Here is a 25304-nt window from a genome sequence, read left to right as displayed (position 1 = left end):
TCACAACCAGCGACCTTGCATGGCCTTTCTTGCACTTGGTATCAACCATAAGACTGCCTCGGTAGACGTACGCGAGCGCGTGGCGTTTACCCCTGAGCAGCTGGTAGATGCCCTGCAGCAGCTCTGCCGACTGACCGCCAGCCGCGAGGCGGCAATTCTGTCGACCTGCAACCGCAGTGAGCTCTATATAGAGCAGGACCACCTGTCCGCCGACGCGGTTTTACGATGGCTGGCCGACTATCATCGGCTGAGCCTGGATGAGCTGCGCGCCAGTGCCTACATCCATGAAGAGCACGCTGCGGTGAAACACATGATGCGCGTGGCTTCCGGGCTCGACTCCCTGGTGCTGGGCGAGCCGCAGATCCTCGGCCAGATGAAGTCGGCCTACGCGGTGGCACGCGAAGCCGGCACTGTCGGCCCGCTGCTTGGGCGCCTGTTCCAGGCCACGTTCAGCGCTGCCAAGCAGGTGCGCACCGACACCGCTATCGGCGAAAACCCTGTGTCGGTGGCGTTTGCCGCCGTGAGCCTGGCCAAGCAGATCTTCAGTGACCTGGGCCGCAGCCAGGCCCTGCTGATAGGCGCTGGCGAAACCATAACCTTGGTAGCTCGCCACCTGCATGAACAAGGCGTGCGCCGTATCGTAGTAGCCAACCGGACACTGGAGCGGGCGAGCATTCTTGCCGAGCAGTTCGGTGCCCACGCCGTGCTGTTGGCCGACATCCCGCAGGAGCTGGCCAACAGTGATATCGTCATCAGCTCCACCGCCAGCCAGCTGCCGATACTCGGCAAGGGCGCGGTCGAAAGCGCCCTGAAGCAGCGCCGGCACAAACCGATCTTCATGGTCGACATCGCGGTGCCGCGAGATATCGAGCCGCAAGTGGCCGAGCTGGACGATGTGTACCTTTACACCGTCGATGACTTGCACGAAGTGGTGGCGGAAAACCTCAAGAGCCGCCAGGGCGCGGCCCAGGCGGCCGAAGAACTGGTTGCGGTCGGCGCTGAAGACTTCATGCTGCGGTTGCGCGAACTGGCCGCTGTCGATGTGCTGCGTGCCTACCGTCAGCAAAGCGAGCGCCTGCGTGACGAAGAATTGCAAAAGGCCCAGCGTCTGCTGGCCAACGGCGGCAACCCCGAAGATGTACTGGCGCAATTGGCCCGGGGCCTGACCAACAAACTCCTACATGCGCCTAGCGTGCAGTTGAAAAAGCTCTCGGCCGAGGGCCGCCTCGATGCGCTGGCCATGGCCCAGGAACTCTTTGCCCTCAACGAGGGCTCGACGGACAAATCCCCGCAATGAAAGCGTCGCTGCTCAATAAACTGGAGATTCTCCAGGACCGCTTCGAGGAACTCACCGCGCTGCTCGGTGATGCCGAAGTCATTTCCGACCAGACTCGTTTCCGCGCCTATTCCCGCGAATATGCAGAAGTGGAACCGGTGTACGCCGCGTATAAAGAGTGGCGCAAGGTGCAGGACGACCTTGAAGGCGCCCAGGCGCTGCTCAAGGACGCCGACCCAGACCTGCGCGAAATGGCCGCCGAAGAGGTGCGTGAGGCCAAGGAGCAACTGCTCGGGCTGGAGTCCAACCTGCAGCGCATGCTGCTGCCCAAGGACCCCAACGATGGTCGCAACGTGTTCCTTGAGATCCGCGCAGGCACTGGCGGCGACGAGGCGGCGATCTTCTCCGGCGACTTGTTCCGCATGTACTCGCGTTACGCCGAAAAGCGCGGCTGGCGTTTGGAGATCCTTTCCGAGAACGAAGGCGAGCACGGCGGCTACAAAGAAATCATCGCCCGCGTCGAAGGCGAAAATGTGTACGGCAAACTGAAGTTCGAATCCGGCGCGCACCGTGTTCAGCGCGTGCCGGAAACCGAATCCCAGGGCCGCATCCATACCTCGGCCTGCACCGTGGCGGTATTGCCCGAACCGGATGAGCAAGCGGCCATCGAGATCAACCCGGCAGACCTGCGGGTGGACACTTACCGTGCCTCGGGCGCTGGCGGCCAGCACGTGAACAAGACCGATTCGGCGATCCGCATTACCCACTTGCCGACTGGCATCGTGGTCGAGTGCCAAGAGGAGCGGTCGCAGCACAAGAACCGTGCCCGCGCCCTGTCATGGCTGTCTGCCAAGCTCAATGACATGCAGACTAGCGCCGCGCAAAACGCCATTGCCAGCGAGCGCAAGCTGCTGGTCGGTTCCGGTGACCGCTCCGAACGCATCCGCACCTACAATTATCCACAGGGGCGGGTAACCGATCACCGCATCAACCTGACCCTGTACTCGCTCGACGACATCCTCGCCGGAGGCGTGGAAGCCGTGATCGAACCCTTGCTGGCCGAATACCAGGCCGACCAACTGGCGGCGCTGGGGGACTGATGACCATCATTGCCAGCCTACTGCGCAACGCGCAGCTACCCGAATCGCCCAGCGAACGCCTGGACGCCGAGCTGCTGCTGGCTGCCGCCATCGGCAAGTCTCGCAGCTTTCTGCATACCTGGCCTGAGCGGATTGTCAGCAGCGAAGATGCCCAGACCTACGCCGGCTACCTGCAGCGCCGCCGTGCTGGTGAGCCTGTGGCCTACATTCTTGGGCAGCAGGGCTTCTGGAAGCTTGACCTGGAAGTGGCGCCGCACACTCTGATACCGCGCCCGGATACCGAGCTGCTGGTCGAGACAGCCCTGGAGCTGCAGCCTGCGTCGCCGGCCAAGGTGCTCGACTTGGGCACCGGTACTGGCGCCATCGCGTTGGCATTGGCCAGCGATCGCCCGGCCTGGCAGGTGACGGCCGTGGACCGCATCGATGAGGCCGTGGCCCTGGCAGAGCGCAATCGCCAGCGCCTGGGCCTGGGCAACGTTCAGATCCTCAAAAGCCACTGGTTCAGCCATCTGGCCGGGCAGCGCTTTGACTTGATCCTCAGCAACCCACCGTATATCCGCGCCCAAGACCCGCATCTGGCCGAAGGGGACGTGCGTTTCGAGCCTAGCAGTGCACTGGTAGCCGGTAACGACGGCCTCGATGACCTGCGAGCGATCGCCGCCCAGGCTCCGGAGCACCTATTGCCCGGTGGTTGGCTGCTGCTTGAACACGGCTACGACCAGGCTGGCGACGTGCGTGCCCTGCTCGAGGCCAACGGCTTCACCGAGGTGACCAGCCGCAAAGACCTTGGCGGCCATGAGCGAATTTCACTGGGGCGCCTGCCATGCTGACCGATCAGGAATTGTTGCGGTACAGCCGCCAGATCTTGCTGGCCCAGGTCGATATCGATGGGCAATTGCGGCTCAAGCGCAGCAAGGCGCTGATCGTCGGCCTCGGTGGCCTTGGCTCGCCCGTGGCGCTGTACCTGGCAGCCGCAGGGGTGGGGGAGCTTCACCTGGCTGACTTCGACACGGTCGACCTGACCAACCTGCAACGTCAGGTCATCCATGACAGTGACAGCGTAGGTATGAGCAAGGTCGATTCGGCGCTGCAGCGCCTGCGGGCGATCAACCCTGAAGTCACGCTTGTCGCCCACCGTGAAGCATTGGATGTGGACTCTTTGGCTGCGGCGGTTGCAGGTGTCGACCTGGTGCTGGACTGCTCCGACAATTTCGCCACGCGCGAGGCGGTCAATGCCGCTTGCTTCGCCACTGGCAAGCCGTTGGTCAGTGGTGCAGCCATTCGCCTGGAAGGCCAGTTGTCGGTGTTCGACCCACGGCGTGACTACAGCCCTTGCTACCACTGCCTTTACGGGCACGGTAGCGAAGACGAGCTGACCTGTAGCGAAGCGGGTGTGATCGGGCCGCTGGTAGGGCTGGTGGGTAGCCTGCAAGCGCTGGAGGCGATGAAACTGCTCGCCGGGTTTGGCGAACCGCTGGTCGGCCGGCTGCTGTTGATCGATGCCCTTGGCACGCGCTTGCGTGAGCTGCGGGTCAAGCGTGACCCGGCCTGCGCCGTGTGCGCCAAGCGCGATGGTTGAGCGTTCGGCGCCGGTCGGCGTGATGGATTCGGGAGTCGGCGGGTTGTCGGTGCTCGCCGAGATTCAGCGCTTGCTGCCCAATGAGTCGCTGCTTTACGTGGCCGATTGTGGTCATGTGCCATATGGCGAGAAGTCCCCAGACTACATTCGCCAGCGCTGCCGACGGATTGCCGAGTTCTTTCAGGCCCAAGGGGCCAAGGCAATGGTGCTGGCGTGCAACACTGCCACAGTGGCCGCGGTCGCCGATTTGCGCGAGTTGTACCCGCACTGGCCATTGGTCGGCATGGAGCCTGCCGTCAAGCCTGCCGCGGCCGCTACCCGCTCCGGTGTAGTGGGTGTGCTGGCTACCACTGGCACCCTGCAGAGTGCCAAGTTCGCCGCTTTACTCGATCGTTTCGCCACAGACGTTCAGGTCATCACCCAGCCTTGCCCAGGGCTTGTGGAGCGGATCGAAACCGGCGACCTGACCAGCCCGCAGTTGCGTCAATTGCTGCTGGGTTACGTGCAGCCCTTGTTGGCCGCAGGCTGCGATACCTTGATCCTGGGTTGTACCCATTACCCCTTCCTACGCCCACTGTTGACCGAGATGGTGCCCGCTGACGTGGCCATCATCGATACCGGTGCTGCAGTAGCCCGCCAGTTGCAGAGGTTGTTGGCAGCCCAGGCGCTTTTAGCTGATGGGCCTTCCCGAGAGGCAAGCTTCTGGAGCAGCGGTGATCCATTGGCACTCAAGCGAGTCCTGCCCGTGCTCTGGCAGCCATCTGATCGGGTGGAATGTTTCACTTTGTAAAAAAAATGTGAAGAACACCTGAACTATCGTACCAATCCCGCTTTCTATCCAGGTGCCTGATGGCAGGTGGATACTAATAACGGTATGAAAGGAAGGATGTTTTTGATGAAGCGACTGCTCGGTTTGGCGGCGGCTGCCGCCCTGGCCCTGGGACATGTAGTGGTGGCACAAGCTGCCGATGTCTCGCTTTCGGTTGGGCAGACCGGTGACTCCACCATGGTCTATCGTCTGGGGTTGCAGTCCAACTGGGACAAAAGCTGGTGGCAGAGCAGTGTGGGTCGGCTAACGGGTTATTGGGACGGGGCCTACACCTACTGGCAGGGCGATGAAACTGCCAGTAACCACAGCCTGTCTTTCTCGCCAGTGTTCGTTTACGAGTTTGCAGGGCAGTCGGTCAAACCCTACATCGAGGCGGGTATCGGTGTGGCGGCGTTCTCCAGCACGGAGATTGAAAGCAACAACCTCGGTTCATCCTTCAATTTCGAAGATCGGGTAGGCTTCGGCCTGCGCTTTGCCGGCGGGCACGAGGTTGGGGTGAGGGCGATTCATTATTCCAACGCAGGCATCAAGCAGCCCAACGACGGTGTCGAGAGCTACAGCCTGCATTACCGCATGGCGCTCTGACCGATTTCGTCCTGGCGCTGCCGCTTACAATGTAGGCGGCAGCGCCAGGCTCGGTAAGTCATCAGTCAACGTGACAACGGCCACAAGCTGCTGATGTCCATAACCTCCAACACCAGCTCCGGTTCGCGTAGCGGCAGACGGGTCAGCAGCTCATCCGCTGCACTCTGCGGTGTCCATTCACTCGGAGCCGCCTTGACGGGCGTCACCGGCGTCTTCAACGACTGGGGCGCCACCACAGTCAGATCAATCCCTTGGCTCTTCAGATTTGGGCGCTGTTCCCGCGACCATTGCACTGCACTGTTCCAGCCTGACGTCACTTGAGTAGGCGAATACAGCTGCAAGGCTGAGTAGCGATTGAAGACCACCATGACTTGCGGCTGATACCCCTGCTTGAGCAATGGCAAAGCACTGTTGAGGCAATGCTCGGTTGCCAGCTGATTGTCATTGACGATGGTTTCCAATACCTGATCGTCAGGCACGCCAGCGGCTAAATAGTCACTGGTACCTGCATTGATGATCAGCACGTCAAGCGAGCACCATGCGTGACAAATCTGCTCAGTTGCACGGCTAGCTTGGCCTTCTTCATGCAATTGCCAGGGCAGCCTCAACAACTGGCTGCCATGTCGCATGCCCAATGCATCCAAAGCGTCGCATTCCTTGCCACTTGCGGCGACTCGGTGCCCGTTTTCGAGCAACCTTTCCACCAAGGCCAAACCCAGTCCATTACCGGCCCCCGTAATCCAGAAACTACGCGAGTCATTCAAGATACTGCCCTCTATTTCTGCCGACGTGGTAGGCCTTTGAAGGCTTCCAATGCACGTTGGCGACTGCTTGCCAGATCGACTATAGGACTGTGATAAGCGTTATTAGCAAAAAGATCCGAGCATTTCACTGGGTCGTGAATGTTTTTTTCATCCAGATGCTTTAACTCTGGCAGCCAATGCCGAATGAAACGGCCATCAGGGTCGAATCGCTCTGACTGGGAGATGGGGTTGAAGATCCGAAAATAGGGCACTGAATCGGTTCCGGTCGAAGCGCTCCATTGCCAGCCACCATTGTTGGCAGCCAGGTCGCCATCAATCAGGTGACGCATAAAGTGACGTTCGCCCAAGCGCCAGTCGATCAATAGGTTCTTGGTCAAGAACATGGCGACGATCATACGCAAGCGATTGTGCATCCAGCCGGTATGCAACAGCTGGCGCATGGCCGCATCGATGATCGGGAAGCCGGTACGGCCTTCCTGCCAGGCCTTCAGATCATCAGGGGCATTGCGCCACGGCAGGGCCTCGGTCTGTGCGCGGAAGGCGCGGTGCCTGGAGACCTGTGGATAACCGGTCAGGATATGCTTGTAGAACTCCCGCCATATCAGTTCATTGATCCAGGTTTGTACCCCGCGGCTGCCGCTGTCGAATTCGCCACGGTTGCTCCCCAGGGCAGCATGCAGGCATTGCCTTGGCGAGATCACACCTGCGGCCAGGTAGGCGGACAGTTGGCTGGTACCCGGTTTGGCCGGAAGGTCACGCAGTTGTTCGTAATCGTCGATGGTTTCATCGACAAAGCGCGTTAGGCGGGTCTGCGCCTCATCCTCACCGGCAGGCCAGTGCTCGCTCAGTGTGCGAGGAGGTTTATCGAACCCCTCAATGTGTTGTGGGATCGGGTCACTGGTGATATCCAGCGGGCGTTGCTTTTTTACCTGGCTGGCCAGCGACGGCAGGCTGCGGTGCAGGTGTTCAAGGCAGACTTTCTTGAACTGGCTGAATACTTGGAAATAATCGCCGCTGCGGGTAAGGATAGTGCCGGGCCTGAAGAACAACTGGTCGAGATAGCTGTGGGCCTGCACACCAGCCTTCTCAAGCTGCGTGCGGGTGGCGTCATCACGAAGCGCTTCGTTGATGCCATATTCTTCGTTCCAATGCACAGCCTTGATGTCGTGTTTACGGCAAATGTCGAGCAGCGTAGCCGGCACCTGCTCCCAAGTGTCGATCTTGCGCACCAACAGAGGGATGTTCAGCTGCTCAAGGGACTGGCGCAGTTGGCGCAGATTGCGCAACCAGAAGTCGACCTTGCAGGCGGCGTCATCGTGAGCCTGCCATTGGCCGGGGCTTGCCAGCCACACGGCTACGGTAGGGCCGCGCTCGCAGGCGGCGCTGAGGGCGGAGTTGTCAGTAATGCGCAAGTCGCTGCGTAGCCAGATCAGTTGCATTGAGTACTCGTTTTTACTGGAGGCGATTATCGTCAAGCAGCGCTCGCAATGCCGCCTGCGGTGTATCGAACAAATAGAGATCGGGCAAACCGAAAGCGTTCAGTTGTGCCTGATGCAGAGCGATGGTTGCGCCGCCCAGCAGCTTGGGCCCGCTGATATGTTGCAAGGTACTCAGTAGTGCCGCTGCATCGATGCGCGGGCCTAGGTGAAACAACACTGCTCGCGGCTGCAGCGCGGTCACGGCACGGAGTAACTGCGAGCCCGCCACGGGCTGTTCCAGAATCTCCACGGGGACGCCATTGCTGCTCAATAGCCATGCGCATAGCCACAGGCCTTGATCGAACGGGCGCTCACTGTCTTCACAAAGCAGCACTGGCGCACCTTGCAGCGATTGGTTGTCGTGATACACGCGGGCGCCCAGCTTGCTGCGCAACCAAGTGTTGAAGAACACCTGCTCAAGGCGTGCATCGGAGTGGCTGCGCCAGCGCACTGCAAGCCCGCGCAGCAGTGGCAAAAGCAATTGCTCACACAAGGTGACAGCGGGGTAAAGAGCCATGACTTGATTGAGTTGCTGATCAAGTGAACGCTGGGACAGACTGCCTATGGCGTCGATCAGCTGCCGTTGACGGAGCTGCCAGTCTCCCACAGGCGCCTGCTCAGGCGTGTGGTCCAGCAACTCGATCACTTGGCTGACCGATGCCCCACGTTCAAGCCAAGCCAGAATCGACCTTACCCGTTCAAGCTGTTCAGGCCCGTAAAGGCGATGCCCTTTGGCCGTGCGCTGTGGTTTGAGCAGGCCGTAGCGGCGCTCCCATGCGCGTAGAGTGACCGGGTTAACGCCAGTTCGGCGGGCCAATTCGCCGATGGGTACCAGCGACTCAGACAGCATTGCGCAGGCCCAGGCTTTCCGGGTGCGGCTGTAGATAGGCCTGTTGCTGCAGGTAGGGGTCTGGGTGCTTGAGCAGGTGATGCTTGAGCAAGGTCAACGGTACTACCAGTGGCACCACGCCTTTCTGATACTGGCTGATGACGTGTTGCAATTCGGCCTTGTCCTGCTGAGTCAGTGCTTGCTTGAAGTAGCCACTTAGGTGCTGCAGCACGTTGCAATGGTTGCCACGGCTGGCACAACGCCGCAGGGCTTGCATCAGCTGGCTGAAGTAACAGGGCCCAATGCGCTCAGGGTCGTCATCGCGGCTCATACTGCCCAACAGGCGACCCAGCTCGCGGTAGGCCCGAGGGTTGTTGGCCATGACCAGGTACTTGTAGCGTGCATGAAAGCTTACGAGCGCACCGCGACTTAGCCCTTGTGCCAGCAAGCGCTGCCAGTCGGCGTAGGCGTAGACGCGGCTGATGAAGTTTTCGCGCAGCACCGGGTCGTGCAGCCGTCCCTCCTCTTCCACCGGCAGGTCTGGGCGGCGGTCGCAGAAGGCGGCGGCGTAAGCCCCTTTACCCCCTTGCTGAGCCGGGTAGCCGTTATCCTGATAGACCTTGACCCGATCCAGGCCGCAGGACGGAGACTTTTGCATGAATATATATCCGCAGATGTCATCGAGCTCTTCGGCCATCTGCTCGGCGTAGTTGCGCAGCGGGCCGGCCAAGTCGGCGCCGGGGTTGCGTGTGCCTACCACCGCTGGCCGCTCGGGGTCACCCACCAATCGGATTGGCTCGCGTGGTACGCCCAGGCCGATTGCGACCTCTGGGCAGACGGGCAGCCATTCGAAATGAGCTTCCAATTGCTCCCGACACAGGTCTGAAGACTTGTGCCCACCGTTGTAGCGCACGCTTTGGCCTGTCAGGCAGGAGCTGATAGCGATACGGGGCTTATGTGCGGCGGCAGGTTCGTGCATGGCTGTCTCCGGTAAACTTGTACATGAGTGCTAAGGTGTACAGGTTTATTCCAGCACAGGCAAAAACTTATGCAACAATTTTTTTTGTATAAGTTTTCTGAGCAGTGTCACTCAAGATGTTCCAGCAGCCTGCGCGCGGCTTCCTGGCCACTGAGCCAGGCACCTTCGACGCGGCCTGAGAGGCACCAATCGCCGCAGGCATACAGCCCTTGGTCGGCATCGGCCAAAACACCCCACTCGTGGTTGACGGCCGGTCGTGCGTACAGCCAGCGGTGAGCCAGGGCGAAACTGGGTGCCGGCACCACGCAGCCGATCAGCTCGGCGAATTCTCCACACAGCTGCTCAATGACCTCATCCTTGGCCAGATCGATGTGCTGTTTGCTCCAGTCGGCGGTGGCGTGCAGAACCCAAGTATCCAGCGGGGAGTCACGGCCGGGTTTACTGCGATTACGTGCCAGCCAGTCGAGCGCGCTGTCTTGCACGAAGCACCCTTGCATAGGGGTTTGCAGTGGGGTTTCAAAGCCCAGCGCGACTGCCCAGGTTGGGTCCATTTGCACACCCGCAGCAACCGCCGCGAGCTTGGGAGTGGCCGCCAGCAACTGCGTGGCCTGTGGGGCGGGTACTGCGATCACTACACGACTGAATGGGCCGTGGCTGCAGCCTTCGGTGTCCTGCAGATGCCAGTACTGCTTTCCGCGGAATACCTCAGCGATACGGCACCCGAAGTTGACGGTGACGTCCTTGAGCAAGCCGCGAGTGATGGCGCTCATGCGCGGTATACCTACCCAGCGCGTTTGTTCGTCGGGGGAGGGCGTGAGCTGGCCATCGCGGGAGTTGTAAAGTTGCGGCTTCCACTGTTCCACCCACCCGTTCGCCACCCACTGTTGCACCTGCTCGACGAAGCGTCGGTCGCGGGCGGTGAAATATTGGGCGCCAAGGTCCAATGAGCCTGCCTCGCTATGCTTGCTGGCCATGCGCCCGCCGCTGCCGCGGCCTTTATCGAACACGTGGACGGGCTGCCCGGCCTTTTGCAGGGCCTGAGCGGCAGACAGGCCGGCGATACCGGCACCGATGATGGCAATAGGTACAGTCATGATTGGCCTCTTCGAACCTTGCTGTAAGCAGACTACGCTGTCGGACAAACCTGTACAATGTAAAATCTTTGTATAAGGTTATACCGCTTCATAGGGATGTTGACCTATGTTTATCCGAGAGCGATTGGTCTGGAAAAGTGCCTTGTTCTTAAAAATAGACCATGGCCGCACGCTGCGAGGACACAGCCATGCATATATTGCTGACAGGTGGTACCGGTTTGATCGGCCAGCACCTTTGCCGGTACTGGCTCGGCAAGGGCCATCGTCTAACCGTGTGGAGCCGGCGGCCTGAAAAGGTGCCGCGCACATGCGGCAGTGGGGTGCGCGGCATCGCCCGGCTGCAAGAGCTGGGCGCCGATGAGCGGGTGGATGCGGTGGTCAATCTGGCCGGTGCGCCGATCGCCGACAGGCCATGGTCGGGCGCCAGGCGCAACCTTTTATGGGCCAGTCGCATTACCCTCACCGAACAACTGCTGGCCTGGCTGGGTAGCCGTGAGCAGCGCCCCGAGGTGCTGATTTCCGGTTCTGCCGTTGGCTGGTATGGCGATGGTGGCGAGCGCGACCTGACAGAGGCATCGCCGCCGGTTCGCGAAGATTTCGCCAGCCAGTTATGCATCGCCTGGGAAGAAACTGCCCAGCGCGCCGAGGCGCTTGGCATACGCGTGGTGCTGGTGCGCACCGGGTTGGTCTTGGCCAGTGATGGCGGCTTTTTGTCACGCCTGCGCCTGCCGTTCAAGCTGGGGCTTGGCGGGCCGTTGGGCAATGGCCGCCAGTGGATGCCCTGGGTGCATATCGACGATCAGGTCGCGCTAATCGATTTTCTTCTGCAGCACGACGATGCCAGCGGTCCCTATAATGCCTGCGCGCCTGAACCGGTACGCAACCGTGATTTTGCCAAAGCACTGGGCCGTGCGCTGCATCGACCGGCCATCCTGCCAGTCCCCTCCGTGGTGCTCAAAGTTGGCCTCGGTGAATTGTCCACCTTGCTGCTCGGCGGTCAGCGGGCGCGACCGGCACGCTTGCTGGAGGCAGGCTTCTCATTCCGCTTCAACGATCTGCAATCGGCCCTGGGCAACCTGTCCAGCCGCCTCTGATATAGGACGCTGCATGACCGATCACGCTTTGCTTCTGGTCAACCTCGGCTCCCCGGCTTCCACCTCGGTGGCCGATGTGCGCCGTTATCTCAACCAATTCCTGATGGACCCGTACGTTATCGACCTGCCGTGGCCGGTGCGACGGCTGCTGGTGTCGCTGATCCTGATCAAACGGCCCGAGCAGTCTGCCGAGGCTTATGCCTCGATCTGGTGGGAGGAGGGCTCGCCATTGGTGGTGCTGACCCGCCGCTTGCAGGCGGCGATGGTCGAACACTGGCCCCACGGGCCTGTGGAGGTTGCCATGCGCTATGGTCAGCCCGCACTGCCCGAGGTGTTGGCACGTTTGGCCGCGCAGGGCGTGCGCAAGGTGACCCTGGCGCCGCTTTATCCACAGTTTGCCGACAGTACGGTCACCACCGTGGTGCAATTGGCGGAGCAGACAGTGGCTGAGCAGCAGCTGGCGCTGCAATTGCGGATACTGCAGCCGTTCTACGATGACCCAGCTTACATCGACGCCTTGGTCGCCAGCGCCAAGCCGTACCTGCAAGAGGACTACGATCATCTTTTGTTGAGCTTCCATGGTTTGCCAGAGCGCCACCTGAAAAAGCTCGACCCCACTGGCAAGCATGACTTACGGGCTGCCGATTGCTGCATAGATGCCAGTGCCGACATGCGTGCTGTGTGTTACCGCGGGCAGTGCCTGGCGACAGCCAAAGCCTTCGCGAAGCAGATGGGCATACCCGATGGGAAATGGTCGGTATCGTTCCAGTCGCGGTTGGGGCGCAACAAATGGATCGAGCCTTACACCGAGACACGCCTGGATGAATTGGCCAAGGCTGGCGTCAAGAAGCTGATGGTGATGTGCCCTGCGTTCGTTGCCGACTGCATCGAAACCCTGGAAGAAATCGGCATGCGTGGCAGCGAGCAATTCATCGAGGCAGGCGGCGAGGAGTTGGTGTTGATTCCGTGCCTGAACGACCACCCGCAGTGGGTGCGAGTGCTGGCGCAATTGTGCGAAAAGGCCTGACTCGTCAGCCGAACTATGCCGGCCCCAGGGGTTAACCCGGTAGGGGCCGGTCAGGCTAGCGCCGAATCAAAGCTGCTGATCATCCAGCTTCTTGTGCTTCCAGGCATCATTGCCAGGCAGGATCAGGTTCAGGGCAATGGCCACGATGGCGCACAGGGCGATGCCCTTGAGCCCCCAGTCGTCCGGGCCATCGCCGCTGCCGATCAGTACGCCACCGATACCGAACACCAAGGTCACTGAAACGATCACCAGGTTGCGCGCTTCGGCCAGGTCGACCTTGTGGCGGATCATGGTGTTCAGGCCCACCGCCGCGATCGAGCCGAACAGCAGGCACAAAATGCCGCCCATCACGGGCACCGGGATACTTTGCAGCAATGCGCCGAACTTGCCGATGAAGGCCAGGGTTATGGCAAACACTGCCGCCCAGGTCATGATCTTCGGGTTGTAGTTCTTGGTCAGCATCACCGCACCGGTCACTTCGGCATAGGTGGTATTGGGCGGGCCACCGAACAGGCCTGCGGCAGTGGTGGCCAGGCCGTCACCCAGCAGGGTGCGGTGCAGGCCAGGCTTTTTCAGGTAATCGCGACCGGTCACACTGCCGACTGCGATAACACCACCAATGTGCTCGATCGCCGGCGCCAAAGCGACTGGAACGATGAACAGAATGGCTTGCCAGTTGAACGCCGGCGCTGTGAAATTGGGGATTTCCAGCCACGGTGCGGCAGCGATCTTGGCGGTGTCGACCACGCCGAAGGCAAACGACAGGGCAAAACCCACCAGTACGCCAGCGATGATAGGCACCAGGCGGAAGATGCCTTTGCCGAACACGGCGACGATCAGGGTGGTCAGCAGCGCCGGCATGGAAATCAGCATCGCCGTCTGGTAAGGCAGCAGTACGCTGCCGTCACCGGCTTTGCCCATCGCCATGTTGGCGGCAATCGGGGCCATGGCCAGGCCGATGGAAATGATCACTGGGCCGATCACCACCGGGGGCAGCATGCGGTCGATGAAGCCTGTGCCCTTGATCTTCACCATCAGGCCCATGAAGGTGTACACGAAGCCCGCAGCCATCACGCCGCCCATTGTTTCGGCCAGGCCGAACTGCCCCTTGGCGAGGATGATCGGGGTGATGAAGGCAAAGCTCGATGCCAGGAACACCGGCACTTGACGGCCTGTGACCAACTGGAAAAGCAGTGTGCCGATGCCTGCGGTGAACAGCGCCACGTTCGGGTCCAGGCCGGTGATCAGAGGCATCAGCACCAGCGCGCCGAATGCCACGAAAAGCATCTGCGCGCCCGAGACGACCTGTCGCCAAAGCGGGTCGTTGAAGCCGTCCTGCATGATCAGGCGTCCTTCTGCTTGGTGCCGAAGATCTTGTCACCGGCATCGCCCAGGCCTGGAACGATGTAACCATGTTCGTTCAGGTGCTGGTCAATGGAGGCGGTGTAGATCTGCACGTCTGGGTGGGCTTGTTCCACCACTGCGATGCCTTCTGGCGCGGCGACCAGCACCATGGCGCGAATCTCTTTGCAGCCGGCCTTTTTCAGCAGGTCGATGGTGGCAACCATCGAGCCACCGGTTGCCAGCATCGGGTCGATGATCAGCGCCAGGCGCTGGTTGATGTCGGGCGCGAGTTTTTCCAGGTAGGTATGCGCTTCGAGGGTTTCCTCGTTGCGAGCCACGCCGACGGCGCTGACCTTGGCACCCGGAATCAAGCTGAGCACGCCGTCGAGCATGCCGATGCCGGCACGCAGGATTGGCACGACGGTGATCTTCTTGCCGGCAATTTTTTCAACCTGCACCTTGCCGCACCAACCATCGATTTCGTAGGTTTCCAGTGGCAGGTCTTGTGTGGCTTCGTAAGTCAGTAGCGCGCCAACTTCCTGGGCGAGTTCGCGAAAGTTCTTGGTGCTGATATCGGCACGGCGCATGAGGCCGAGCTTGTGGCGGATCAGCGGATGGCGGATCTCACGAGTAGGCATAGGGGGCTCCGAAAGGCGGGCAAAAAAACCGCGCTAGATTAATCTATTCAGCCTTTGCTGTCGTGCGGTCCTTTAGCACGTTAGTCCATAAATGCTTGATCTGGGACGAGCGGATGCGTACCTTTGCCCGCTTTTCCAAAATCCCCCGGAGAGCGCCATGTCCGCCGATCTCGAGCACATCCGTCAAGTCATGCGCGAGGCAGACTGCCTGTACCACGAAGCTGAAGTCGAAGCGGCCATCGCCAAGGTTGGCGAGCAGATCAGCAAGGACTTGCAAGACACCAATCCCGTGGTGTTCTGCGTCATGAACGGCGGCCTGATCTTCGCCGGCAAACTGTTGACCCACCTGCAGTTCCCGTTGGAAGTGTCGTACATCCACGCCACTCGCTATCGCAACCAGACCAGTGGCGGCGAGTTGTTCTGGAAGGCCAAGCCCGAAGTCTCGTTCATCGACCGGGACGTGCTGATCGTCGATGACATTCTCGACGAAGGCCACACCCTCAGTGCCATCATCGAATTCTGCAAGCATGCCGGGGCGCGAGCGGTCCACACCGCCGTTCTGATCGACAAGGATCACGATCGCAAGGCAAGCCCTGGCCTGAAGGCAAGCTATGCAGGCCTGCCGTGCATCGATCGTTATATCTTCGGTTACGGAATGGACTATAAAGGTTACTGGCGTAACGCAAACGGCATTTTCGCTGTCAAAGGACTGTAACCATGAGCCAGCCTGCATTCATCGATCAAACGCTGTTTACCGGGCTGGCGCAAAAAGCTGCTCAGGCGCCGCGTCTTAGGCATCATCACAACTTCCACGAGATGGCAGACCCCTGCCATCGCCTGGCGGTTGGTTTGCAGCCCTCGACCTACATCGCCCCACATCGTCACCTGAGTGACGACAAGGCCGAAACCCTGCTGGTGCTCAAGGGCCGCCTGGGCCTTTTGCTGTTCGACGAAACAGGCATGCTGACCAGCACCCGAGTGCTGGAGGCGGGGGGGGAGTGCATGGGGGTGGATCTGCCGCCGGGGGTCTACCATGGCCTGGTGGTGCTCGAAGCCAACTGCATCATGTTCGAGTGCAAAGCCGGCCCCTACCGCCAGCTGGTCGAGGGCGAGCATGCGCCTTGGGCGCCACGCGAGGGGGATGCGGGCGTAGCGCAGTATCAGGCCTGGATGCTCGCGCAGTTCGATTGAGGCCTGCCATTGTCTGCATGCTAGAGTGCTTCTCCATGCCAAGGAGCCTCACATGCGTGCATTCCTTCCACTGTTACTGGCGGTGAGCCTGCCTCTGGCAGCCGCACCGCTGCATAGCCAGTTCCTCCCGCCCGATGACCAGGCCTTGCGCCAGGAAGCGCCAACCGGTCAACAGCTGTTGCAAGTGACCGACTACTCAGTGGTGGTGGGGGCCCAGCGCACGTCCGACCAGCAGCCTATCCCAATCACCGCGTCGCTGCAGATGCGCCTGAAGGGCAAGCCACTGAGCAAGGGCGCGACCATCAGCCAGGTGCTGCTGACCTTCGATGGCGAGGCCGGTAAAAGCTTGAAGAAACCGGTGTACGACGACAAGACCCGCATATTGAGCCTGAACTACCCTGCCAGCGATTATCGAGTGGTCATGGACCTGCTGCGTAACGAGACGGTTTACGTGCAGTTCCTGACCTACGCCAACGGCCACATCTGGGCCGACCTGCACACCGGTACCGTACGTTCGCGTTGAGGCCCGCAGCCTGAGGGGGGTACACTGCCGGCCTTCGAAATTCGTGATGGTCAGTTGGAGCCGGCAATGCGCAAAGACAAGAAGCAGGTGATTGGTGACGAGATCAGCGACGACTACGTCAAGTCGTTCCTACAATTTGAACCAGCCGATGGCGTGACCTCGCCTTCGCACCACAAGTTGATCAAGGGTTACCGAGGCCTGCGTGTCGACGACTTCGAGCGCTTCGTCGGCTTCTTCGTAGAAGCCGGATTTGACCTGGACGGCAAGGACGAGCACGGCAAGACCTTCGCCGAGGTGATCGCTGACCAACGCAATGCGCCGGAGTACCTCGAGATCATTGCCAAAGCTCGCGGTTGATACGACTGGCACAAAAAAACGCCCCAAGGGGCGTTTTTTCGTTTCAAGCCGGCTTAGGCGTAATGCTTGGCCGGGCTTTGTTCCACCAGCTCCAATGCCGCATCGTTGTCGGCGCTGATCTTGCGGTATAACGCTGCATCGGTAGCCAGTTCCTTTTCCCGCGCCGGGAAAATTTCCTTGAGCTTGGCGGCCCATGGGCCCTTGGCCTGCTCGGGGAAGCAGCGCTCAATCAGCTCCAGCATGATCGATACAGTCACCGAAGCGCCGGGTGATGCGCCCAGCAGTGCAGCCAGGCTGCCATCCTGTGCGGAAACCAGCTCGGTGCCGAACTGCAGAATGCCGCCTTTTTTCGGGTCCTTCTTGATGATCTGCACGCGCTGACCAGCCACTTCCAGACGCCAGTCTTCCGCTTTTGCCTGTGGATAGAACCGGCGCAGGGATTCCAGGCGCTGATCCATCGACTGCATCACTTCACTGACCAGGTACTTGGTCAAGTCCATGTTGTCACGGGCCACAGCCAGCATCGGCCCGATGTTGCCCAGGCGCACCGACAGCGGCAGGTCCATGAACGAACCATGCTTGAGGAATTTGGTGGTGAAGCCTGCGTACGGCCCGAACAGCAGCGACGTCTTGCCGTCCACTACACGGGTGTCCAGGTGAGGTACCGACATCGGCGGCGCGCCGACCGCGGCCTGGCTGTACACCTTGGCCTGGTGCTGCTTGACGATTTCGGGGTTATCGCAGCGCAGCCACTGGCCGCTGACCGGGAAACCGCCGAAACCTTTGCTTTCCGGGATGCCCGACAACTGCAGCAGTGGCAGGGCGGCGCCACCAGCACCGAGGAAGACAAAGCGCGCATCGACTTCGCGGGCACCGCCGCTGTTGACGTCTTTGATGCTCACGGTCCAACCACTGCCGTTGCGGCGCAGACCGACCACTTTCTTGCTGTACTTGACCTGCGCGTCGGGGCTGTCGCCCAGTACCTTGAGCAGTTTGTTGGTCAATGCACCGAAGTTGACATCGGTGCCTTTGGCCACGCGCGTAGCGGCGATGTGCTGGTCGGCCGGGCGGCCAGGCATCATCAGCGGCATCCACTCGTTCATCACCGCCTTGTCTTCGGTGTATTGCATCTCGGCGAAGGCGTGGTGTTGCTTGAGCAACTCGTAACGCTTCTTGAGGAAAGACACGCCCTTGTCACCTTCGACGTAACTCAGGTGCGGGACCGGATTGACGAACGCACGTGCAGAGCCGAAGTTGCCCTTCTTGCTCAGGTACGCCCAGAACTGGCGCGAAACCTCGAACTGCGCGTTGATGTGCACGGCCTTCTTGATGTCGATGCTGCCATCGGCGGCCTGGGGCGTGTAGTTCAGCTCGCACAGGCCAGCGTGGCCGGTGCCTGCGTTGTTCCAAGGGTTGGAGCTTTCCGCGGCTCCGGAGTCCATCGCCTCGACGACCTCAAGCTTCAGGGTCGGGTCAAGCTCCTTGAGCAGTACGGCCAGGGTGGCACTCATGATGCCCGCGCCTACCAGTACCACATCAACCGATTCGTTCTGCGCCATTTAACGCGTCTCCACAATCTACAGCTACCTAATTGACAGCATAGGATCACTGGGGTTGCCAGGATCGCCATGTCCGACTCTTCGCAGTTCTTGCAACTTCCGCGGACACCGCCAACCAGTCTTCGGGTTCGACTATTGAACGCCGTTTGCCAGGGCTGCGGCAATTCGACTTATGGTCAAGGTGTCGTGCGTGCGTTATGGAACGACCTCAAACACTCATACGCGATGAGCGCTTTTGTCGTCTGTTCAGGGCTGTTAGGGACACATCTGCCGCTTTTGCACATGCCAGACTGTTCATTTGCTCGCCACACTCTCGTGAAGTTGTGAAAACCGTTTTTTCACGCTCTTTTGAAGACGTGAACCTCAAAAAGGGACTGCGCGATGGCAACCCACAGGTTCATGCAGTGCTTAGGGCCACGAATGCTGGCACGACAGCCGATGCAAGACCTGAGTGGAAGGCTCTCTGTGGGCGAAGCGGGTTTCGGTGCCGGGGTCAGACGGCGGATGCGGGGCCCGATCAGGAGACGTCCTTATAATCGGGGGGAGATTATAACGATGTCGCGGGCAGAAAGGTCGTTAATCGTGGTTTTTATTGCAGCGTTTGTCAGGCTGCGAGGATGCGCTGATGCCAGCGATGGCTTGCAGGCATGCAAACGCGGGCTTCGGCGGGCAGTTCGCGGCCTAGCCAGGCCAGCCGGATTTCAGTGATCTGCACCCAGCCGTAGCCGCCGGGTACCTGGCTGGATTGCTTCAAAGCCAGGCATTTGCCGTCGGTGTCCAGGCGCGCATAGCAGTTGAGCTGTGGGCGTTGCAAGAGCAGGGTCCAGAGCGAAATCATGGCGGTATGTCCTGTGCGTTAGGCGTTGGCGCAAGGATAAAGGCGCAGCCATGAAACGATTGTGACAAGCCTGCCCGACCGATGACTGGCCTGTGTCAGGCTGGGTATACTGTGGGCCTTTGCCGTATTTTCTGGAGAAACGCGCATGTTGCAACGTCTGTTGTTCGGTTTGATTGCCGTGGCCAGCCTCAGCCTGGTCGGTTGTGCCCACAGCCCGCAACAACTCAGCCCGCAACCCACGCTCAAGGCTCAGCTTGCACCGGTCGGCCACGGCCAGCCAGTGGTGGTCAAGGTGGTCGATGGCCGGGCTTCGCAGTCGCTGGGCACCCGTGGTGGCATGTACCCTGAAACCAGCACGATCAGCGTCAGTGGCAACGATGTCGTACCCAAACTGCAGGCCCAGGCCGAAGCGGCCGTGCGCCTGTTAGGGTTCACCCCAACCGCGAGCGCCTATAACGCACCGCAACTGACCGTGACGTTGGCAGAGCTGAAATACCAATCGCCCAAGGACAACCTGTACGTGACCGAGGCCACCATCGGTGCAACCTTCCGTGCCGATGTCCAGAATGCCAACCGCCGCTACAGTGGCCGCTACGGTGCCTCGCTGGACCAGCGCTTCGGTATGGCGCCCAATCAGGACACCAACACCCAGTTGGTGGGTGATGTGCTCAGCGATGCGCTGACGCGTCTGTTCAAGGACCCGACCATCGGGCAGGTACTGGGCGAATAAGCCAGCTTTTGCGTAACAAAACCCGCCGCCCGGCGGGTTTTTGCTACCTGGCCTGACCGTTGACTTGCCTGCCCTTAACAGAGCGAACATGCACAGATGAAACCTGGTGACACTTTGTCGCCAAGGCGCGGCGCGTAGCGTCGACTTCGGTAGAATGGCGGGCTTCGCTGTTGCTATGACCGAGGTTGTGTGATGTCTTTGCAAGTGCTTTGGGGGGTCATGACCGCCCATCCGACCAAGCTGATCAATTTGCTGGCGTTGCTGCTGACCTGCCCTGGCGGGTTGCTGCTGCAAAGCGCGCGGCGCCATGCGGTGATCACCCGCCAGCGCCTGGCGGTAGATGAGGGGGTGGTGGACAGCCTTGGCCAACGCATACCGCGCTATTACTACATCCTCGGCTTTTCCTGCCTGGCCATGGCCTTGCTGTTGTCCTGGTTAAGCACCTGGATCTGAACCCGTCGAGGGCCGCCCCGCGGCCCTGACCGTTCAGGCAACCGGCGTTTGTTGCTTGACCTGATACTGGTTACGGACTGGCGTAGCGTATTGCAATATCAGGTAGGGCCTTTGCTCTTCAGGGCAGGCATCCAGGCGGCGTTGCCATTCTTCCTTGGCCTTGGCCAGCTCTTGGGCCGGGAACATGTTCTCGGCGCTTGGCACATCAAGCGCCTGGTCCTTCTCGCTCCACATCGCATAAGCCAGGTAATGCACCGGGAACAGGCGGTAGCCGCCCAATATCTGCCGGTCGGTTTCCTGGGCCAGTTGCTTGGTGTCCTCGTAGTACTCGGTCACTGGCGGGGCGAAGTGGATGTGGACCCGGCCCTTATAGCCGGTGATGCCCTTGGCGATGCTGTTGTCGTCCTCACCGGGCGCTTTCTGATAAGTGCCGGTAGTTGCGCGGATGTACAGCTCGCGCGCCTTGGCCTGATCACAAGGGTCGTACTCGTAACTGATCGACACCGGCGTCAGGTTCAGGCTTTGGATCACCGCGCCGAACGGCTCATCCTTGCGGCTCATGTGGAACATCTTGAGGATCGCCGAATCGGTGCGGTCGTCACCGTCCTTGGCGCGCCCTTCGGCCTGGGCGATCCAGATGGACGTGCGATCCTTGCAGATCGAGTGGTTGATATAGGCCGAAAGCAGCTGGTACGCCGCGAGTTTCTCGCGTCGCCCGCTGATCGAGCGATGGACGATGAAGCTCTTGTTCAAACGCATCATGTCGCTGACGAACGGCTTTTGCAGCAGGTTGTCACCAATGGCGATGCGCGGCGTCGGCAGGCCTGCGTGGTACACGGCGTAGTTGACGAAGGCCGGGTCCATGACGATATCGCGGTGGTTTGCCAGAAACAGATAGGCCGTACCTGCCTTGAGCTGTTCGACGCCGGAGTAGGTCACACCGTCGGTGGCACGTTCGATGGTGTGGTCGACGTAGTACTCGACCTTGTCCTGCAGTGTCGATACGCAGGTAACGCCTGCGAATTCCTTGCGCAGGCGCCGCGCGATCAGCGGCTTGAGCAGCCAGCCGAAGGCGCCGGCTGCGCGCGGGAAGCGGAAGTGGGTGAGGATATCGAGGAATGCCGGGTCGCTGAGCAGGCGCGCCAGAACGGCAGGGACCTCAGCATCGTCGTATGGTCGGATGGCATCGAATTCGCCCATCATGCTCTCTTGTTGGAAACGGCTAGGGTAATAAGGTAAGGGGTGGGGCCCGAAAAACGGCTCGGGCACACGCAAGCCCTGTAAATAGACCGGCAATTATACGCACAAGTCACCCCGGAGGCCTCGATGCTCGAACAAGCATTCTACGATTGCCCATACTGTGGCGAAGAAGTCGAAACGACCGTTGACCTGTCCGGCGGGGACCAGGAGTACATCGAAGACTGCCAGGTCTGCTGCAAGCCGATTCGCTTTGTGCTGCAGGTTCACGGCGACGAGTGGATGCTGGATGTTTACGGCGAGAACGACTGATGCGACGGATCTATGAACCGGAAAACCTGCTGGAAGCCGAAATGCTGCTAGGCATGCTGGCCAGCGAAGGCATCGATGTGCACCTGGCCGGTCGTCACCTGTTGGGGGGCGCCGGTGAGTTGCCGCTACAAGGGTTGCTCGGCCTTGCCGTGCCCGATGAACAAGCCGAATACGCACGGCAACTGATCGATGCGTACAATGGTGCCGAGCCGCTTGCCGGTGACGAGCCGGAGACTGTTCCCGGTACCTTGATCTGCTAGGTTCTGAAATCGCCCATGTGTGGACGTTACGCCCTGTTTCGCTGGCCCCAGGCGCTGGCCAGCCTGCCGGGTTTCCCTGCTGGCCAGCCAGCCCAATGGAATATTTCGCCAGGTGCCACGGTGCTCATCCAGCGCCAGCTCGACGGCCAGCAGCAGTTGGCCCCGGCACGCTGGGGGCTGACCCCCGCCTGGCTCACCGACCTGTCCCGTACCCCCGCCCATGCTCGTGCCGAAACCCTGGCTGAGCAACCGATGTTCCGCGAAGCGTTTCGCCAGCGCCGCTGCCTGATGCCTGCCAATGGTTTTTACGAATGGCGCGGCACGGTGCGCAAGCGCCCTTATTGGTTGACGCCAGGGGAGGGGGCATCGCTGTATTTTGCTGCTGTGTGGGAGGCCTATCCGGTGCAGGACCAGGTCTGGTTGAGTTGTGCAGTGGTGACCCAGGCCGCAATGAATCAGCGTCGGCCATTGATCCTCGATGAGGCTGGGCGCGCTGCCTGGCTGGACCCGGATACCCCGTTGCCGCGCCTGCAGGAATTGCTCGCCAGCCCGCCGGCAACCCTGCGCGAACGGGCGCTGGCGAACTTCGTCAACGACCCGAAACTGGACGCGCCGGAGTGTTTGACGCCCGCTTAGCTAAAAACTTCCGTGCGGCTATGGCAGGGTGCTGGCGACTCAGCCTAGGATACGGCGCATGCAAAAAAGGGAGTGTCTCGATGCGTAAGTCTTTTATCGTCAGCCTGCTCAGTGCTGGCATCCTCATCGGCGGCTGCCAGGCGGTTAACACCACCAGCGGCGGGGCTGTTGGTGTCCAGCGTCAGCAGTACATGTTCAGCATGCTGTCGACCGATGAGGTCAACCAGATGTACGCGCAGTCTTACCAGCAAACGCTTGGCGAGGCTTCGAGCAAAGGCGTGCTGGACAAGACCAGTAATGACGCCAAACGCGTGCAGGCCATCGCCAGCCGGCTGATCGCCCAGGCGCCGCAGTTCCGCCCCGATTCCGCCCAGTGGAACTGGGAAGTCAACGTCATCAAGAGCGATGAGCTCAACGCCAACTGCGGGCCCGGTGGCAAGATCATCGTGTACACCGGGCTGATCGACCAGCTCAAGCTGACTGACGCCGAAATTGCCGCGGTGGTCGGCCACGAAATCGCCCACGCCCTGCGTGAGCACAGCCGCGAGGCGATGTCGAAGGCTTACGGGGTGCAGATGGCGCGCCAAGGCGCTGGCGCCTTGCTTGGCCTTGGCCAGGACAGCATGGCACTGGCCGACGCCGTGGTGAATTATTCCATGACCCTGCCCAACAGCCGCGCCAACGAAAACGAAGCCGACCTGATTGGCTTGGAACTGTCGGCCCGTGCCGGTTATGACCCCAATGCCGCGATCACTTTGTGGAACAAGATGAGCAAGGCATCGGAGGGCGCGCCGCCGGAGTTCATGAGTACTCACCCATCATCCAATAGTCGGATTGCCTCGTTGCAGGCGGCGATCCCGAAGGTGATGCCGCTGTACGAAGCTGCGAAAAAGTAAGCCATCGGCGGCTGTTACGCAGTCGGTCGCGAACCGGGGCGCATAGCGCCCCGCTTTGGTTTTATCCCACCCAGCCACTGGTCTTCATGGCCGAATAAACCGCCACGATCGCCAGTACGAAGAATGCAGCAGCAGCCAGGCGACGGATCAGTGTCAGTGGCAGCTTCTCGGCGGCGAAGTTACCTGCCAGCACAACTGGCACGTTGGCAATCAGCATGCCCAGGGTAGTGCCGATGATCACCATGATCAGGTGCGGATACTGGGCCGCCAGCATCACTGTGGCGACCTGGGTCTTGTCGCCGATTTCCGCCAGGAAGAAGGCGATCAGGGTGGTCAGGAAGGGGCCGAAGCGGCGTGCCGGGTTCTCGTCGTCATCCATCTTGTCTGGCACCAAGGTCCACAGCGCGGTTGCGGTGAAACTCGCGGCAAGCACCCAGTGCAACACCGACTCGCTGAAGAAGCTGCCTACCCAGGCCCCTACTGCACCGGCGGCAGCATGGTTGGCCAGCGTAGCGGCAATGATACCGGCGATGATTGGCCAGGGTTTGCGAAAGCGCGCGGCAAGAATGAGCGCGAGCAATTGCGTTTTGTCGCCGATTTCGGCCAAGGCAACGATAGCGGTGGGGACCAACAGAGATTCCAGCATCAGGCTTCCTACGGGGGCGGGTCGACACGGCTATGACACGTACAGCCTCCCCGCCCCGGGTAAGGTGTGCGTGTCATAGGTCTTGTCAAACCCCTGGCCTGTCTGTGCAGGCCGCTGGGTCGCACGCGCCATGGCCTGTGGGCCAAGTATGTTGACGCGTACCGGGCGAGCAGGGCGCTCGCGGGAGACTACTCCCCTAGGACGGTGCGGATTCTGCCTAGCCCAAACGCTTTCGGCAAGCCCTGTTTGTTAACCGCGTGTGGCGCGATAGATTCGAAAGCCGTCGGCCTCGGCGCAGGTCTGGCAGTTGCCGAGCGCGCCTTCGATCAGTGGCTGGTAGCGCAGGAAACTATTGGCGACCAGGCGCATTTCGCCGCCTTTTCGCAGATGTTGGCCGGACTTTTTCAGCAAGTTCTCCGAGGCCTGATAGTTTGTGTGGACCCCGGTATGAAAGGGCGGGTTGCTCAAGATCAGGCATAGGTCGGCGGGCGCTGCGTCGATGCCATCGCCGCTGATGACTTCACCGTCAAGGCCGTTGGCTGCCAGCGTCAGGCGGCTGGCAGCCACCGCGAAAGCATCGACGTCCAACAGGGTGACGCGGCTTTGTGGATAGCGACGTTTGACGGTGGCGCCCAACACCCCCGCGCCACAACCGAAGTCGAGCACATGGCCGACCGGCAGGCCATCGAGGTGCTTGAGCAGTAGGGCAGTGCCGCGGTCCAGGCGGCCATGGCTGAACACGCCTGGCAGGCTCACTACCTGAAGTGGGCCGTCCTCGAGCTCCAGCGAAAAATGTTCGGCCAGGCTTTGCAGCGGTGTGGCCTCAGGGGCGTTATCCACGGTCACCTGCCAGAGTTGGCAATGCCGAGCGCTGTCGAGCTTGCGCGGTTTGCCGAACGCCTGCAGCTGCTTGGCTGCGCCCTCGATGCCGCCACGTTTTTCCCCCACCAGGTACAGTTCACGGCCTGCCAGGCGCGAGGCCAGTGCGTTGAGCAGGTAGGCGGCCAGTTCGCGGGACTTGGGCAGGAACAGCACCGCCGCCTCGAAGGCCACCGGAGGTACCTCGACGCCGTAGTGGCTGCGCTCGCTG

The 25304-nt window shown here is 60.8% G+C and carries 30 protein-coding genes and 1 riboswitch; of the genes, 18 read left to right on the top strand and 12 right to left on the bottom strand.

Annotation, left to right across the window (positions count from 1 at the left end; translation table 11 throughout):
- The first annotated feature begins 19 nt into the window (after positions 1–19).
- The 6 genes from hemA to J5M56_RS14545 all read left to right on the top strand — a co-directional run bounded on the left by hemA (position 20) and on the right by J5M56_RS14545 (position 5369).
- Entirely contained in the window at positions 20–1297 is a 1278-nt protein-coding gene (hemA, locus tag J5M56_RS14570) for a glutamyl-tRNA reductase (RefSeq protein WP_060477538.1), read from the top strand.
- The gene (gene prfA, locus J5M56_RS14565; RefSeq protein WP_060477539.1) at positions 1294–2376 is read left to right on the top strand and encodes a peptide chain release factor 1; all 1083 of its coding nucleotides are present in this window, start codon (positions 1294–1296) and stop codon (positions 2374–2376) included. The genes hemA and prfA overlap by 4 nt, the downstream gene beginning before the upstream one ends.
- Complete coding sequence (gene prmC / locus J5M56_RS14560; RefSeq protein WP_186478267.1) at positions 2376–3206, top strand: peptide chain release factor N(5)-glutamine methyltransferase; 831 nt, start codon at positions 2376–2378, stop codon at positions 3204–3206. Before prfA ends, prmC begins: the two co-directional genes overlap by 1 nt.
- A complete protein-coding gene (locus J5M56_RS14555) occupies positions 3200–3955 on the top strand; it encodes a molybdopterin-synthase adenylyltransferase MoeB (RefSeq protein WP_186478268.1) in 756 nt (251 codons plus the stop codon). The genes prmC and J5M56_RS14555 overlap by 7 nt, the downstream gene beginning before the upstream one ends.
- Positions 3948–4745: a glutamate racemase gene (gene murI / locus J5M56_RS14550; RefSeq protein ID WP_207937202.1), complete on the top strand. Its 798-nt coding sequence runs from the start codon at positions 3948–3950 to the stop codon at positions 4743–4745. The genes J5M56_RS14555 and murI overlap by 8 nt, the downstream gene beginning before the upstream one ends.
- A 105-nt stretch (positions 4746–4850) precedes the next feature.
- The gene (locus J5M56_RS14545) at positions 4851–5369 is read left to right on the top strand and encodes an acyloxyacyl hydrolase (protein ID WP_060477543.1); all 519 of its coding nucleotides are present in this window, start codon (positions 4851–4853) and stop codon (positions 5367–5369) included.
- A gap of 65 nt (positions 5370–5434) precedes the next feature.
- Here J5M56_RS14545 and J5M56_RS14540 read toward each other — a convergent pair whose 3' ends face one another.
- The 5 genes from J5M56_RS14540 to J5M56_RS14520 form a co-directional block, all read right to left on the bottom strand.
- Positions 5435–6133: an SDR family NAD(P)-dependent oxidoreductase gene (locus tag J5M56_RS14540; protein ID WP_207937201.1), complete on the bottom strand. Its 699-nt coding sequence runs from the start codon at positions 6131–6133 to the stop codon at positions 5435–5437.
- Between the two features lie 11 nt (positions 6134–6144).
- Positions 6145–7572: a deoxyribodipyrimidine photo-lyase gene (phrB, locus tag J5M56_RS14535; RefSeq protein ID WP_207937200.1), complete on the bottom strand. Its 1428-nt coding sequence runs from the start codon at positions 7570–7572 to the stop codon at positions 6145–6147.
- A 13-nt stretch (positions 7573–7585) separates the two neighbouring features.
- Complete coding sequence (locus tag J5M56_RS14530) at positions 7586–8461, bottom strand: MerR family transcriptional regulator (RefSeq protein ID WP_207937199.1); 876 nt, start codon at positions 8459–8461, stop codon at positions 7586–7588.
- Positions 8451–9419: a DUF523 and DUF1722 domain-containing protein gene (locus tag J5M56_RS14525; protein ID WP_060477547.1), complete on the bottom strand. Its 969-nt coding sequence runs from the start codon at positions 9417–9419 to the stop codon at positions 8451–8453. The genes J5M56_RS14530 and J5M56_RS14525 overlap by 11 nt, the downstream gene beginning before the upstream one ends.
- Positions 9420–9526: 107 nt before the next feature.
- Positions 9527–10513, bottom strand: a complete 987-nt coding sequence (locus tag J5M56_RS14520; protein ID WP_060477548.1) for an NAD(P)/FAD-dependent oxidoreductase — start codon at positions 10511–10513, stop codon at positions 9527–9529.
- Between the two features lie 188 nt (positions 10514–10701).
- On the opposite strand from J5M56_RS14520, the gene J5M56_RS14515 reads away from it, so the two are divergent.
- Positions 10702–11607 carry a TIGR01777 family oxidoreductase gene (locus tag J5M56_RS14515; RefSeq protein ID WP_186478272.1) on the top strand — a complete coding sequence of 302 codons (906 nt, stop codon included), beginning with the start codon at positions 10702–10704 and terminating at the stop codon, positions 11605–11607.
- A gap of 13 nt (positions 11608–11620) precedes the next feature.
- Positions 11621–12634 carry a ferrochelatase gene (hemH, locus tag J5M56_RS14510; protein WP_186478273.1) on the top strand — a complete coding sequence of 338 codons (1014 nt, stop codon included), beginning with the start codon at positions 11621–11623 and terminating at the stop codon, positions 12632–12634.
- A 66-nt stretch (positions 12635–12700) separates the two neighbouring features.
- Here hemH and J5M56_RS14505 read toward each other — a convergent pair whose 3' ends face one another.
- Both J5M56_RS14505 and upp read right to left on the bottom strand, forming a co-directional pair.
- Positions 12701–13975 (bottom strand): uracil-xanthine permease family protein, encoded by a 1275-nt coding sequence (locus J5M56_RS14505; RefSeq protein ID WP_186478274.1) that lies wholly within the window; start codon positions 13973–13975, stop codon positions 12701–12703.
- Positions 13976–13977: 2 nt separating this feature from the next.
- Positions 13978–14616: a uracil phosphoribosyltransferase gene (gene upp / locus J5M56_RS14500; RefSeq protein WP_060477551.1), complete on the bottom strand. Its 639-nt coding sequence runs from the start codon at positions 14614–14616 to the stop codon at positions 13978–13980.
- A 157-nt stretch (positions 14617–14773) separates the two neighbouring features.
- Here upp and J5M56_RS14495 point away from each other — a divergent pair, with 157 nt between their 5' ends.
- The 4 genes from J5M56_RS14495 (at position 14774) to J5M56_RS14480 (ending at position 16687) form a co-directional block, all read left to right on the top strand.
- Positions 14774–15331, top strand: coding sequence for a hypoxanthine-guanine phosphoribosyltransferase (locus J5M56_RS14495; RefSeq protein ID WP_060477552.1), 558 nt, complete (start codon positions 14774–14776; stop codon positions 15329–15331).
- Between the two features lie 2 nt (positions 15332–15333).
- Positions 15334–15807, top strand: a complete 474-nt coding sequence (locus tag J5M56_RS14490) for a WbuC family cupin fold metalloprotein (protein WP_186478275.1) — start codon at positions 15334–15336, stop codon at positions 15805–15807.
- Positions 15808–15859: 52 nt separating this feature from the next.
- Positions 15860–16330, top strand: a complete 471-nt coding sequence (locus tag J5M56_RS14485; RefSeq protein WP_207937198.1) for a hypothetical protein — start codon at positions 15860–15862, stop codon at positions 16328–16330.
- Positions 16331–16396: 66 nt separating this feature from the next.
- Complete coding sequence (locus J5M56_RS14480) at positions 16397–16687, top strand: PA4642 family protein (protein WP_060477555.1); 291 nt, start codon at positions 16397–16399, stop codon at positions 16685–16687.
- 53 nt (positions 16688–16740) lie between these two features.
- On the opposite strand, the gene mqo is transcribed toward J5M56_RS14480, so the two are convergent.
- Both mqo and J5M56_RS14470 read right to left on the bottom strand, forming a co-directional pair.
- Positions 16741–18246, bottom strand: coding sequence for a malate dehydrogenase (quinone) (gene mqo, locus J5M56_RS14475; protein ID WP_207937197.1), 1506 nt, complete (start codon positions 18244–18246; stop codon positions 16741–16743).
- 604 nt (positions 18247–18850) lie between these two features.
- Positions 18851–19084 (bottom strand): hypothetical protein, encoded by a 234-nt coding sequence (locus tag J5M56_RS14470; RefSeq protein ID WP_186478278.1) that lies wholly within the window; start codon positions 19082–19084, stop codon positions 18851–18853.
- Between the two features lie 145 nt (positions 19085–19229).
- On the opposite strand from J5M56_RS14470, the gene J5M56_RS14465 reads away from it, so the two are divergent.
- Positions 19230–19814 (top strand): YajG family lipoprotein, encoded by a 585-nt coding sequence (locus J5M56_RS14465; RefSeq protein ID WP_060477558.1) that lies wholly within the window; start codon positions 19230–19232, stop codon positions 19812–19814.
- A 192-nt stretch (positions 19815–20006) separates the two neighbouring features.
- On the top strand, positions 20007–20267 hold the full coding sequence (locus tag J5M56_RS14460) for a hypothetical protein (protein WP_060477559.1): 261 nt from the start codon (positions 20007–20009) through the stop codon (positions 20265–20267).
- Positions 20268–20300: 33 nt separating this feature from the next.
- Here J5M56_RS14460 and J5M56_RS14455 read toward each other — a convergent pair whose 3' ends face one another.
- Entirely contained in the window at positions 20301–21467 is a 1167-nt protein-coding gene (locus J5M56_RS14455; protein ID WP_207937242.1) for a 1-acyl-sn-glycerol-3-phosphate acyltransferase, read from the bottom strand.
- Between the two features lie 126 nt (positions 21468–21593).
- Between J5M56_RS14455 and J5M56_RS14450 the strand changes: the two genes are divergently transcribed.
- From J5M56_RS14450 to J5M56_RS14435, 4 genes are all read left to right on the top strand, one after another.
- On the top strand, positions 21594–21776 hold the full coding sequence (locus J5M56_RS14450) for a CPXCG motif-containing cysteine-rich protein (protein ID WP_027918329.1): 183 nt from the start codon (positions 21594–21596) through the stop codon (positions 21774–21776).
- Complete coding sequence (locus tag J5M56_RS14445; protein WP_060477561.1) at positions 21776–22036, top strand: DUF2007 domain-containing protein; 261 nt, start codon at positions 21776–21778, stop codon at positions 22034–22036. The genes J5M56_RS14450 and J5M56_RS14445 overlap by 1 nt, the downstream gene beginning before the upstream one ends.
- A 15-nt stretch (positions 22037–22051) precedes the next feature.
- Positions 22052–22672 carry an SOS response-associated peptidase gene (locus J5M56_RS14440; protein ID WP_186478280.1) on the top strand — a complete coding sequence of 207 codons (621 nt, stop codon included), beginning with the start codon at positions 22052–22054 and terminating at the stop codon, positions 22670–22672.
- Between the two features lie 80 nt (positions 22673–22752).
- The gene (locus tag J5M56_RS14435; RefSeq protein ID WP_186478281.1) at positions 22753–23568 is read left to right on the top strand and encodes a M48 family metallopeptidase; all 816 of its coding nucleotides are present in this window, start codon (positions 22753–22755) and stop codon (positions 23566–23568) included.
- A gap of 61 nt (positions 23569–23629) precedes the next feature.
- Here J5M56_RS14435 and J5M56_RS14430 read toward each other — a convergent pair whose 3' ends face one another.
- Together J5M56_RS14430 and J5M56_RS14425 are read right to left on the bottom strand one after the other, a co-directional pair.
- Positions 23630–24211 carry a TMEM165/GDT1 family protein gene (locus J5M56_RS14430; protein WP_186478318.1) on the bottom strand — a complete coding sequence of 194 codons (582 nt, stop codon included), beginning with the start codon at positions 24209–24211 and terminating at the stop codon, positions 23630–23632.
- Between the two features lie 91 nt (positions 24212–24302).
- A riboswitch (yybP-ykoY riboswitch) is annotated at positions 24303–24423 on the bottom strand.
- 40 nt (positions 24424–24463) lie between these two features.
- Positions 24464–25304: class I SAM-dependent methyltransferase (locus J5M56_RS14425; protein WP_207937196.1), on the bottom strand; the 841-nt coding region annotated here is incomplete at its 5' end.

Origin of the sequence: Pseudomonas sp. 51_B, assembly GCF_017491595.1 — a bacterium.
In the GTDB taxonomy this organism is placed as follows: Bacteria; Pseudomonadota; Gammaproteobacteria; order Pseudomonadales; family Pseudomonadaceae; genus Aquipseudomonas; species Aquipseudomonas promysalinigenes.
The sequence above is the reverse complement of the archived record's forward strand: the minus strand, read 5'-3'. Positions and strand labels throughout refer to the sequence as shown.